Source organism: Mycolicibacter sinensis (genome assembly GCF_001673565.1).
Classification (GTDB): Bacteria; Actinomycetota; Actinomycetes; order Mycobacteriales; family Mycobacteriaceae; genus Mycobacterium; species Mycobacterium sinense_C.
The window spans coordinates 23,956-35,568 of sequence record NZ_LZMF01000020.1 but is presented as its reverse complement, the minus strand read 5'-3'; the positions used below and the strand labels follow the sequence as shown (position 1 = coordinate 35,568).

General features: G+C 62.9%; 11 protein-coding genes. 8 read left to right on the top strand and 3 right to left on the bottom strand.

The features are described from left to right. The 7 genes from A5648_RS03615 to A5648_RS03585 form a co-directional block, all read left to right on the top strand. On the top strand, window positions 1–639 hold a 639-nt coding region (locus A5648_RS03615; RefSeq protein ID WP_275080636.1), incomplete at its 5' end, for a molybdopterin dinucleotide binding domain-containing protein. Next, on the top strand, window positions 636–1,067 hold the full coding sequence (locus tag A5648_RS03610; protein ID WP_234787277.1) for a nuclear transport factor 2 family protein: 432 nt from the start codon (window positions 636–638) through the stop codon (window positions 1,065–1,067). The genes A5648_RS03615 and A5648_RS03610, both read left to right, overlap by 4 nt. A gap of 17 nt (window positions 1,068–1,084) precedes the next feature. Next, window positions 1,085–2,023 (top strand): NADP-dependent oxidoreductase, encoded by a 939-nt coding sequence (locus tag A5648_RS03605; RefSeq protein ID WP_065023232.1) that lies wholly within the window; start codon window positions 1,085–1,087, stop codon window positions 2,021–2,023. A gap of 6 nt (window positions 2,024–2,029) precedes the next feature. After that, a complete protein-coding gene (locus A5648_RS03600) occupies window positions 2,030–3,004 on the top strand; it encodes an LLM class flavin-dependent oxidoreductase (protein WP_065023231.1) in 975 nt (324 codons plus the stop codon). Continuing rightward, window positions 2,991–3,638 (top strand): maleylpyruvate isomerase family mycothiol-dependent enzyme, encoded by a 648-nt coding sequence (locus A5648_RS03595; RefSeq protein WP_065023230.1) that lies wholly within the window; start codon window positions 2,991–2,993, stop codon window positions 3,636–3,638. The genes A5648_RS03600 and A5648_RS03595 overlap by 14 nt, the downstream gene beginning before the upstream one ends. A gap of 212 nt (window positions 3,639–3,850) precedes the next feature. After that, entirely contained in the window at window positions 3,851–4,810 is a 960-nt protein-coding gene (locus A5648_RS03590; protein ID WP_082966309.1) for a TNT domain-containing protein, read from the top strand. Between the two features lie 541 nt (window positions 4,811–5,351). Continuing rightward, window positions 5,352–6,332 (top strand): hypothetical protein, encoded by a 981-nt coding sequence (locus tag A5648_RS03585; protein WP_065023228.1) that lies wholly within the window; start codon window positions 5,352–5,354, stop codon window positions 6,330–6,332. Window positions 6,333–6,486: 154 nt separating this feature from the next. On the opposite strand, the gene A5648_RS03580 is transcribed toward A5648_RS03585, so the two are convergent. Further along, complete coding sequence (locus A5648_RS03580) at window positions 6,487–7,344, bottom strand: AbiV family abortive infection protein (protein WP_065023227.1); 858 nt, start codon at window positions 7,342–7,344, stop codon at window positions 6,487–6,489. Window positions 7,345–7,905: 561 nt separating this feature from the next. On the opposite strand from A5648_RS03580, the gene A5648_RS03575 reads away from it, so the two are divergent. Beyond that, entirely contained in the window at window positions 7,906–8,838 is a 933-nt protein-coding gene (locus A5648_RS03575; RefSeq protein WP_131810514.1) for a hypothetical protein, read from the top strand. Between the two features lie 121 nt (window positions 8,839–8,959). On the opposite strand, the gene A5648_RS03570 is transcribed toward A5648_RS03575, so the two are convergent. Then, on the bottom strand, window positions 8,960–10,456 hold the full coding sequence (locus A5648_RS03570) for a hypothetical protein (RefSeq protein WP_065023225.1): 1,497 nt from the start codon (window positions 10,454–10,456) through the stop codon (window positions 8,960–8,962). Between the two features lie 916 nt (window positions 10,457–11,372). Continuing rightward, on the bottom strand, window positions 11,373–11,495 hold the full coding sequence (locus tag A5648_RS24790; RefSeq protein WP_267887780.1) for a hypothetical protein: 123 nt from the start codon (window positions 11,493–11,495) through the stop codon (window positions 11,373–11,375). Window positions 11,496–11,613: the final 118 nt, after the last annotated feature.

Sequence of the window (11,613 nt, the reverse complement as noted above, 5' to 3'; positions counted from 1 at the left end):
CCCGAACGTCTGCTCGACTTGCTGTTGCGCGCCGGGCCCTACCGCGACGGCGGCCACCCGCTGACCCTCGCCCGGGTGCGCGAGTATCCCGACGGGATGGATTTCGGGCCACTGAGCCCGCAACTCCCCGGGATACTCACCACACCGTCGGGGCAGATCGAGCTCGCCCCGACCCCGCTGGTGGACGATGTTGCCCAGCTGCGCACCAGCTTGCGGCCGCCCCGCAAACACAGCATGGTGCTGGTCGGGCGGCGTCACCTGCGGTCGAACAACTCCTGGATGCACAACCTGCCCACGCTGGCCAAAGGACCAGACCGGTGCACGTTGCAGATTCACCCCGCCGACGTCGCACGTCTGCAGCTCGGCAAGTTCGCCCGGGTGAGGTCGCGCGCCGGCGTCGTCGACGTTCCGGTGGAGGCGACCGACGCGGTGGGCCCCGGCGTGGTCTCACTGCCGCATGGGTGGGGACATGACGAACCCGGAACCGCTGCCGCTGTCGCGGCACAACGGCCGGGAGTCAACAGCAACGTTTTGGCGGATGGCATAGAACTCGATCCGCTGTCCGGCACCGCGGTGCTCAACGGCATCCCGGTGCAGATCACGGCAACCCCCGCACCGGCGATCGGCGCCGTCCGATGACCGCTGAGACTGTGCTGCGCGACGCACTGCGCAACTACGCCGAGGCGAAGAACCGACACGACGTCGACGCGATCGTGGCCGCCTACGCACCCGACGGCAGCTACCAAGACTCCGGTGTTCGTCAGCCGGTCACCGGCCGCGCGCAGTTGCGTAAGTTCTATGCGGCCTTCTTCGAGTCGGTGCCCGATTACCAGGGCCACTTCGAGGGGACGGCATTCGGCGACGAGACGGCCGTGGTGTGGGGGCGCATGACCGGGACGGTGGGGGCCAACCTCCTTGGCCTGGCTACTCGTCCCGGCAGCCGCATCGATGTGCCCGTCGCGTTCGTGTGCACCTTCCGCGACGGGCAGCTCGCCAGCGACTGTGGCTACTTCGACACCAGGATCCTTCATCGCCAAGTTGGCCTTTCCCGGGCGGCCAAACCATAACTGAGGAGGCAGCTTTCGTGCGCGCAATCATCCAACATGAGTGGGGCGGCCCCACCTCCGTACGGTTAGCGGAGGCCCCTGAACCGCAGCCGGCTCCGACCGAGGTGAAAGTCCGGGTTCACGCCGCTGGTGTTAACCCGGTGGACTCCTACACCAGTCACGGTCGGGCATATAACCGGGTGCTCGATCTGCCGTTCATTCATGGTTGGGACGTGTCAGGGGTCATCGAGGAGATCGGCTACGGCGTCAACCGGTTCCAGGTCGGCGATCGGGTTTTCGGAATGCCGTGGTTCCCGCGGCAAGCCGGCGGTTACGCCGAGTTCGTGACCGGGCCGTCACGGCACTTCGCGGCTATGCCCGCCGGGTTGGACTTCACCGAAGCGGCCGCCCTGCCGCTCGCGGGGCTCACCGCATGGCAGATGCTTGTCGACGTCGCCCACGTTGGGCCCGGTCAGCGCGTACTGATATCCGGTGCCGCTGGGGGTGTTGGGCATCTGGCGGTCCAGATCGCCAAAGCGCGCGGCGCGTACGTCATCGGCACCGCGCGCGCCGCCAAGCACCGCTTCCTTGCCGAGCTGCGTGTTGACCAGGCGGTGGATTACACGGTCACGCCGGTCCACGAGGCAGTCCGTGATGTAGACGTGGTGATCCAGATGTTCGGTGGTGCTGCCGGTATCGAGGCATTGGAATGTCTTCGTCCCGGTGGGATCCTGGTCAGCGCTCAAGCCGCCTGGACACCAGGGCTTTACGAGCGTGCGGAAGAGCTCGGGGTGCACGCCTACGGCTACCTGGTCGAGCCCGACGCGGCCGGCCTCCAGGGCCTCGCGCAGCTCGTGGAAAGCGGAGCGTTGCGGGTGCACATCGCCGAGCGGCTCCCGCTATCGGACGCGGCGCGTGCACTGACCCTCAGCAGCCAGGGCCGCACCAGCGGCAAGATCATTCTCACCGTGGTGTGAACGAACATGACTGCTCGTGAATTGCGGGTCGGGGTCGTGGCGTTGCTTGCCGCCGACCAATGGCCGGGTACCGAACCTGGCCAACTCGTCCGTATGGTGCGGACCGTCGAAGATCTCGGCTTCGACTCGCTCTGGGCCAACGACTCATTGATCGGCCCACGCATCGAAGCACTGACATTTCTTGCGGCCGCTGCTGCGGTCGCTGAGCGGGTCACCCTTGGCACCGCTGCGCTTCTTCCTGCGTTGCGCCGACCGGTGCAAGCCGCGCAAGCGCTGGCCTCCCTCGATCGATTGGCGCAGGGTCGACTCGTCGTCGCCGTCGGTGCCGGCTTTCCGGGGGTATCGGAGGCCGAATACGCGGTGTCGGAAGTATCGTGGCGGCGGCGCTCCAGGCGGCTCGACGAGACTGTTGCGCTCTGGCGGCAGCTCTGGGCCGGGGCAGGTCCGCGCTCGTTTCACGGCGACACGATCATCCTGACTGACATTCCCGCTGGCATAACGCCGTTCAATCCTGGCGGGCCGCCGGTCTGGCTTGCCGGCGATACGCCGCGTGCCCGCGCCCGCGCCGGGTCGGCCTATGACGGTTGGCTGCCCTACCCGCCGACGCCGTCGGGTTTCGCGGCGGGTCTCGGTGACGTTCGCGCCGCGGCCGAGCTGGCCGGGCGGCCGGCTGGCGCCGTCACCCCGGCGCTTTTTGTGACGGTTCTGGTCACGGACTCGCCCGATGGCGGTCGAGCCGAACTGGATCGATTCACCACCGCAACGTATGGATTTCCACTTGCGGCCGTCGAGAGTCTGCAGGCCTTCGCCGCCGGGTCCGCTGAGGTGGTTGCGGCCAAGCTGGCGAGCTACGTCGAGGCCGGGGTGCGCCACTTGGTCTGCCGTATCGGGGTGCTCACGCAGGACGCATTCCAGGTGCAGCTGAGGCGACTGCGAGATGTCAAGGAACGCTTGGAGGAGTCGTCCCATGCTTACCCGTGAGCGCACGACGACCGGCTTGCTCCGCGAGTACCGGAGCTTCGCGGATCTGCTGGCCACGCTTGATATGTCGATGTGGGCCCGAGCCACCCGCTGCGCCGGTTGGCAGGTGCGCGACGTCGCCGCCCATGTTGTGGGGCAGGCGATCGACACCGTCACGGGCGCAAGCGGTACCCGAAGCGCCGAGGAGCAGGCGGCGTCGCTGCGCGCCGAGTCGCCCTTGAGCCTCGCCGCCCAGATGCGGGAGATCATTCAGTCGGCGGCAAGGCTGGTGGCCGCCTTCGACGACGACATCTGGGCCAGGCCCAGCCCGTTGCCGGGTTTGACTGTGGGCCGGGCGATACATGCGTTGCTGATGGACGCGTACGTGCACGCCGACGACATCCGCGACGCCATCAAGGTGCCATCGGACTTCGGCGAAGGTCTTTCTGACAGCCTGGATTTCGTCCTCGACGTTTTGAGTCACGACCCGATCACTGCAGCCGACTCGTGCTTGGTCCGCCTGCTTGCGATACCGGCCGCGGCTTTCGCGTCGGACGGCGGAATCGATGGCCACGAGTTCCTTCTCGCTGCTACCGGGCGCCGCGACCCGCGCATGCTGGGTCTTCCCGAGACGGTCAATTTCTTTCGGGCGTGACTAGTGAGTGGCCGGCAGCTCCGTAGCCGAGATGCTCGGAGACGGGGCGATGAGTTCTCGGCCCACGCGACGTCCGCCAGCGCTTGCTTCACGACCTTCCCGACTGCCAGGTCTTGGCGAACGAAGGTAATTTCCGGCGCCCGATGATTGAGCTCCGCGTGCCGGCGGCGTTCGGTGCGACGCGTCGCAGGGAAGTTGATTAGCCTGAGTCGGTGATCGTGGAGCTCAACGGGAGCCAACGGGGAGGGTGGCTCTATGCCGACGGCACACCCTATGCGCAGCGATCGCTTCCTCCCAATCTAGTGATCAGAGAATTTTCTCGGTTCGAGCTCGCCACTGGCAGCGACCTTCCCCTCGGATGGCAGATCGAGTCGTACGTTGTGGCTCCATGGTTCGGCCAGCCTGGCGGTGGTACCGCCTATCGGCTGCTCGATCAGAACAACCACACGGGCCCCTTGTTACGGCTCATCGACGCCGGGCTCGCGAGATCGACCCGTGCCGAGATCGCGTCGCTGCCCGTACCGCCGGACCCCATCGCAGTTCCCCCGGTCGATCTTCGTGCCTACCCTGAGCCGTACCGCCCTGTCGCCCGGGCCTGGTTTCAATGGCGGATTATCGCGACCGAGGATAGACAGCCGTTTTTCGACGCCAAACGATTTCCTTGGCTGCCTGCGGACCTTGGGCCTTTGTTGACAGCCAGCGAGAGACTGTGGGGTGAGGAGCAGCCGTTGATTACCGATGGCATGCTCACCTTCAGTCTGGGCGGTATCGAGTTCGGGTTTTTTCTCAACACCGACGACAAATGGGTCGTACAGCAACGTGATCGCAATACCTGGCACCAGAACTGGGGGTTCCTCCTACTCGACGATGCCCAGAAATTCCTGTTGTTCCTGATCGCAGAGGAAGCCAGGGCCTTGCGCGGTCTACCGAACATCGGCACCAGCTGGTACCGCGACAAACCAGCTTGCGGAATCGAATTCGTTCGCTATCAGCAGGACTCGCGCGCAGGTGCGGTGTTCGTAGGGACTGCGGTGTCCAAGAGCGAGTACTTGGCGTGGATGGACGAGTGGGATGCCATCCGATTCGCACCCGCCTTCGGGTACAGCTACGACGAACTGCACACGGTCCTCAGCCAAGGCATTCCACCCGCGTGGTTCGTCGAACTCGGGTGAGCCGCTGAATGAAGACTCCGTAATACCTTCGGCCGCGTGACACGAGTTGAGACATATGGCAAGGAGATGAGACCACCGCTGAGAAAGTGCCATCAGCGGTGAGGCCTACGAGCCTAATGTAGGGCCTCACGCTGCGTGTCACATGCGGAAGCTCTGAACTGCGGTGATGCAGGTTGTCTCACGCTATGTCATCTGGGTTTGTCTCCAGGTCGTGTCATTTCCCCAGCCAGACTCACACCGCCATCTGACCTGAGTTTGAACATTTTCCTTAGTACCCCGGTTTGAAGCCGCCATACGTCGACCACGCTTCTACCGGACCGGACACCATATTCCTCGATGCCAACATCGTCTACATCCTCAACGCGTTCAAAGCCGACGCGACACCAAGCAACGGAGTTGCTCAGTTACCCCGGCTATTTTGCGAAGTCGGCGAACATGTGGGTCATCGATAAAGGCGTGAGCCTCCTGATCGCGGCTCGAACCATATGTGAGATTGTGGAGGCCGGAAGTTCTGCACGCTACGTCACCAGAAGAGATCTAAATGAAGACCCTTGAGTGGTGGTACGACCTCGAGCCTGGCTTTCTTGCCCACACCGACGTTCTACAAAATTCGTTCCCCACCCGCGTCGCGGGGCGAGACGCTGTTGTCCACCCGCCAGGGGTTCCCAAGGGTGCTATGGCCTGGGCTGGAAGCGTTCTCGGCCCTCCGCAATTCGGTTACACCGCCCAAAGCCCCCCCGATGCGCAGTGGGGATGGCTGGATTCGTTCACGGCTAAAAACGAAGAAATCGTAGCCATCAAGCGGCTTGTCCTAACTTCGCCGGTCGATCCCGATGTCGAAGACGTTCAGCAGATCGCCGAGCACGTCGTCGCAGCTACAGACACTTGGTGGTCAGCAATCAGCGCCTGGGTCGAAATAATCACAGGGCAGCACCTTACTCACGTGGGCCACCACAAACCGGATGTCGTAGGCAACCCGACTTCGATATGGCTTGTCGCTGAAGACGGCTTCCAATCAGCGCCGGTGACCATCCCGACGGTCTACCGGATGCAGCTCAGTCCGCTCAACCTTGTTGATAGTGCGATGTTGCGAAGCGCCGCGCTACTCGCCGACCCCGGGCCTCCTCTTGCCTGGACTCTCCTGCGCGATGCGCGCTCGTTGAAAAACGTCCGCCAGTACCGCCGCGCAGTAATCGACTCTGCAACAGCTGCAGATGTCGCTGTGACCCAACTACTCGATGACCAGCTAAGCATTCATAATCCGCAGGACCGCCCGAAGATCTTGAAGGAAAGTCGAATGCTTGGTTCAAAACTTCATCAACTTTCGAAAGTCGGGACTTCGCTCCCGCAGTCGTTCCAGGACAAGCTGGTGGACAAGCGAAACGTAGCGGTACATGAGGGCGCGTCTATTACGGACTCTGAGTGCGGTGATGCCATCGCCGAGGCAGCTTCGGTCGTGGAGTTGGCGTTTCCCCTTCCGACTCCGCCTGGCACCGACCAGCAGTTACACCGATTGTGGTGAAACGGCTCCGCCAGCAGGATCGCCCGCAGCAGTCTCACAATGCCCTTTTTGGCACCAACGGAATAGGCGCCATAAAGTCGGTTCAATTGGGATGTTTCACACATCGTGATTTAGCACCTAGCTCCCAAACATCGATAGTGGCGGTGCCGCGGGATTATCCGCCCGCCTCGTCGCGATGGTCCAGACCTAACTGCTCGGCGAGCTGAATTAGCTCACGCGTTTCGGCTTCGTAACCACGCCTGCCTAGGTTGGCGAACGGATTCGCGCCGGGTTCGGGTAACCGCAGGCGATACGCGTCATTGTTTAACACGCCAGCTGGCTTGCCTGCGCGCATCTCTTCACACATACGATCGACCTCCGCAGCGGCAATCCCGTCGACCCCAGACACCGCGTCGCGAAACCGGGCGATGTCCTCCTCCGACGCAGGGGGGATCGCGCGAACAGACTCTTCCTGCTGCCTCGCGACAATGTGCTCGCCGAGCCGCAGCTGCCAGCCGATCTGATGTACATGAGCGAGCACCTCTCGCAGCGATTGTTCGTCAGCGGCTGACCCGGGAATGAGGATGCCGATCTGCGCATCGACGTCTACGTAGAACCCGCGCTGCTTGAGCATGTTGTGTTCGCGTGTCCATGCCTCGACTTCACCTAGCCAGGCGCGGTTGGCCTCGGGGTCGGATGGGCCTGTGCCAAACCAGTATTCGTCCCTAACTAGGAAATCGTAGGCCAGCGTTAGTTTGTTTTGATGATTCGCCCAGAGCTGCACCAAACGCGCATCCACGAACTCGGATCCCTCTTCCGCATAGGCAATCTCACGACGCCGCTCATGAATAGCGATCGCCTTGCCAGATTCTTCCAGGCCCAGAATTGCGAGTGACCGCGCTAGGCCCGCATTGCCGCTGTCAAGCAGTTCCGACGCTGCAGTAAGGAGCCGATCAGCGTTAGCCAGCAGCTCGTCGTTCAGTTGGACGACCTGGCCCGGCGTGAGCGCCGGTAAGATATTTCGCTTACTCATTACAACGCTCCACCATCCAAAACATGCATACCGCGACCGATGTGCACGCTATCAGCGGCAACCGGTCAGCAATCACCTCACACCGCGTGGGTCAGCGGTCATGAGGGTTCCACACGCCACCAAGTGAATGGTCGGCGACGATGCTGACCGGATCCCGTGAACTGGTCCACGCGAACCGACTATCTGGGGTCCGGCCGATGCGCAGTTGCGGCAGCAGGCCCTGGCCGCGCAGTCTACCGATTCGGCGTCCCAACGGCGCACCGATACCGACCAAATATGTCGGCCAAACCCGCTGTATGGCAGACCGGCTTACCGGGGGCGAGCCCCTCGGCACGCGCAGCTCGCGACGAGCGCGCGCCGTCTTGCATGTTCTGTCCGATGCAGTCTGTCCGCACCTCTCAATGACTTGGTCCCTTTCAGCTTGTCCAACGACAACTGCACCTGGGTTTGGTCTAAACCCTCGCATTTCCTCCCGGCTGGGCCGACCTCAAAGGGCGCCGACCCCTGGTAATCGAGCCATGCCGGGGTTGTAGGGCCCATCCGCTCCGTAGACTCACGCTGGTGTCAGGAACAGCATCGGAAGGCACCAGAAGGAATACCGGAGGCCGCTACCTTGCACCTCCGCCGGAGCCGGGCAGCTCCGTCGTCACGGCTTGGGCCGATGATTACATCCACTTCGAGAACGAGCCAGAGTGGCAAAAGCTGTTGCGTAAAACCATTACGACTCGATGCGCACAGCTCGACCCGTCTCCCGACGAAGTCCTACACGCCACGTTCTACGGTGACAAACCAATGCGCACGGATATCGAGAACCTCGCGCTCTACAACCTCCACTACTCATTCATGCAGCCTGGCTGCAACGGGATTCGCTTCGAATACGGACTTGACACCCCTGCGGCCCCTAACGGGGAGGCGTATCGAGTCGGTTACCGCTACGCACTCGCACCCCGCGACGGCGGCTTCGCCGACTGGGAGCAGGGCCGAACGGTGGCGTCGTTCGATTGGACTGACCTCGGCGAGTTCCGTCGCGACAAGGTCCCGGCTCAGGTCTGGCTAGCGCTCGCCCGCCGTCGCAGCGGACAGCCAGAACCAACTCTCGCGGCGGGAACCCCCTTCGCCGTCAAAACGGAAATCCGGCCACCTCATGTCCACTCCCCCGGCCCGAATACCGAACTGGTGAAAGGAATCATCGACGGCGTCGTCAGCGCTTTCCAAGCCCACACCGACCCTTCGAGCTCAGGCGAGGTCGCGGCACGCCTCGCAAAAGTCATCCCCGCCGATCCCGAAGAGATCGAGACCCTGCTGCTCGACCGCCGATGGTCCGTGCTCGGTGCTGTGCCTCAACTGGTCTTTCTACGGGGAGCCGCCGTGCAGTGGAATCCCGCCGACGACTCGTGTACCGCTGGCGAGCTCCTAACTGCAGCACCGGATTCGACGGGCACAGGCTGGTCGATCAGCGGGCAGATCGTCGAACTTTCGCGCCGCTTGAACTGACTCGCATAAAGTCCGACGCCCGACGTTCCGATACCGGCTCTTAGCCGTCCATGGTCGCTGACGCTCCCTGTTGTGATGCCGCCCCATCCCGACTCGTCGTGTCCTCCCCGGCAACAAGCTGTCAGCCATCCTTCTGGTCGCCCGATGGCTCCGCGCCTGTACTAGTGCGCTTCCGCGCTCGCCGCCGCGGTGGTGCCGGCGTCTCGCTGAATACCGCGGCGGGGTCATCCCAACCCTCGATGACGCCAGTTGTGTTGACCAGCAGGTCGGCCAGCTCTCCTGTCCGCTCCGGCTCAGCGAGCGCCGTCCTTGCCAGATTCAGCAATTGCAGCCCGCTCGCAAGACAGTGGTTTCGCATCTCGGCATAGCGACGCATCTGATCGGGGAATGCCAGCTGCGTCCGCTCGAGCGGCGGGTCGCCGAGGTAGGCGTTGATGATGAGAATCCCCTTGGACTTGCGTCCGACCTCCAGGTCCTCGGCGACCCACTTTTCTAATTGGGCGCAGTGTGATTCGGCCGCACTCTTCCTGACACCCTTCGTTTCAACCACAACGCTAGTGTTACCGCGGGAGCCGCGTATGTCGGTTCTGCCCGGGACCGTTGGCCGCAGATCGAAGCCTAGCTGGGTCAGTGCAGTGGCCACAGCTTCTTCGAATGGCGTCCCGGTGCCGACAACGAGTAACTTCCATCGCTGATCGGTCTCCTGCTCTGAGTTGAGCATGTCGACTTCCGCCTGAAGCTTTGCGATGTCCGCTTGGCGCTGCGCAATCTCTTGAGCCCGGTCCGCCTCGCTCTTAAAGCGGTATTCGTCTGCCCAGTCTGGCCACACGACCTCTTCGGAGCTTGTGAACGCGGTCAACCAATCAAATACCATCTTGTCGACGGTTTCAGAATCGAGCTGATCATTTGACGGCGCGTCCGCCACCGTCTCCGCCGGTGCTGCGGTGGCGCCACCGGCCTCCACGTCCTCGCTCTGCCCCTCCTCCCCGTACTCGTAGTCGTCTTCCTCCTGGTCGTCCTCGTCGGGTGTTCCCGTCAGCAGAATGGGTAGCAGGATGATCGTTCCGTCCTGGTGCTCTGTTTGTGCAGCAGCAAGTTTGGCGGTTCCGGTGACCCGCAGCAACGGCCGGAGCTCCTCCGCTTCGTCGAACACGGAGGCATAGCACCAGTAGTCCGAGGTCTGCCGGTAAAGAGGACCGATTGAACTGTGCGCCGGCTCCATTGCGTCGCCAAGCGCCGCCGCCCGGGCGGGCCTCGTAGGCAACGCCTCCATGATGTTGAGTGGCTTGACTATGTTGGTGGTCTGGCGGTTCCGGCCTGTCCCTGAGTGCGTGCGCTCGCCAGAATCGATGTACACACGCAGATCGCCCGGCAGGAACACCACGAGCGTACGTCCAAGCTTCAGGAACTCGTCAAAGTCATTCGTCCGGCGGGCCAGATCGCGTCGCAGCCGAGGGGACTGCCTTTCCGACAGAAGCGGCAGCCCGTTGTAGGCCCCTGCGCCCCAGCCGCGCTCAAGATAGGGCTGCAGAGAACGGTGCGGATCCCACAAGACCAAATCGTAGTCGTACAGCGAATCCATCGAACCAAAGCTGGCCTGCGCCGCATCGATTGCCATGTCGACATCCAGAAGTAACACTCTCACCCTTTGATCAGCCCTCCGTGTCCAAGCTGGTGTAGCCCGCGCCGCGCATCCCGCGCTGAGCGGACACTGGTATCGTCGCCCGCGCCACCTGTCGGCAATCCACCCTCTTGGTCATCCGATCCCCCTGTGGTGCGGTAGTGCGGGTTTGGTGAAGACTCATGCACCGCTGATAACCACGGGCGAGCGCTGACCTGCACTGCTGCACCGTATCTCACGTGATGCCATCTGAGTTTGTCTCAAGTCCGTGTCGCTTCTTCGAACAGGCGCCCAGTGTTGACGACGGTTGAGGATCCGGCCAGTCGCGACGGTTGAAAAGTAGGCCACCCAATCAGATTGGATGGGTGATCTCCTTGGAAGGCTGGGCCTTGATCTGGCATCTTCCCCGCAGAGAAGGATTGCCGCCGCGGGCTATGGCGCGGCAGTTGGGCGGCGCCGCAACTGTTCTGAGCTACGGCAGGGTGTCGGGGCACATCTCTTGTTGCGCGGCTTCGATCACTATCCAGTATGGCGGGTCCATCGACGCCCGGAGATCATCTACCGGAACTCCTGCGCGCAGCTGACCGCATAAGCGGTGACCGTCCGTCAGCTGGAGGTCGGGCCTGTACTCGTACCACGCTATGGGGCGTATCCATGGCTTTTCAGGTAGTCCAAGTAGCTCTCGTCGTCCGCGTGCACCGGAGCGGCAATTGTCAGTGCGGATAACGCGGCCGCAACCGTGGCGACCAGGAACCGTTTCATGGCACCCGAGCCTACTGAAACGTACCGAATAGGGCACCAAGTGCTGGCGGCTGGAATAGGGCCAGAGGGATTACCGCTAGGTCGACTCCATTCGCGCCATCGCCACCGCTTGGAACGGTCCGGAACGCGCCTTCGGCGGAGCCGAACCGTCCTAACCCAACTTGTCCGGACACAGCTCGTGCGCCGCGGCCTCCAGGATCAGTCCATATTGCGGGTTGTAATTGCGGGCGTTTCGCGCGAGATCGGGGTATTGGCAGGCCATACGTCCGTTCATCAGTACTTGGTCGCGGTTTCCAAAGGGGTTTGCGTAGTTGTAGCCGTGTGAATCCAGCTAGGCATAAAAGCCATCGGCGTTGCCGTCGGCCTGTGCGGGTACTGCGAGCGTGAGCGCG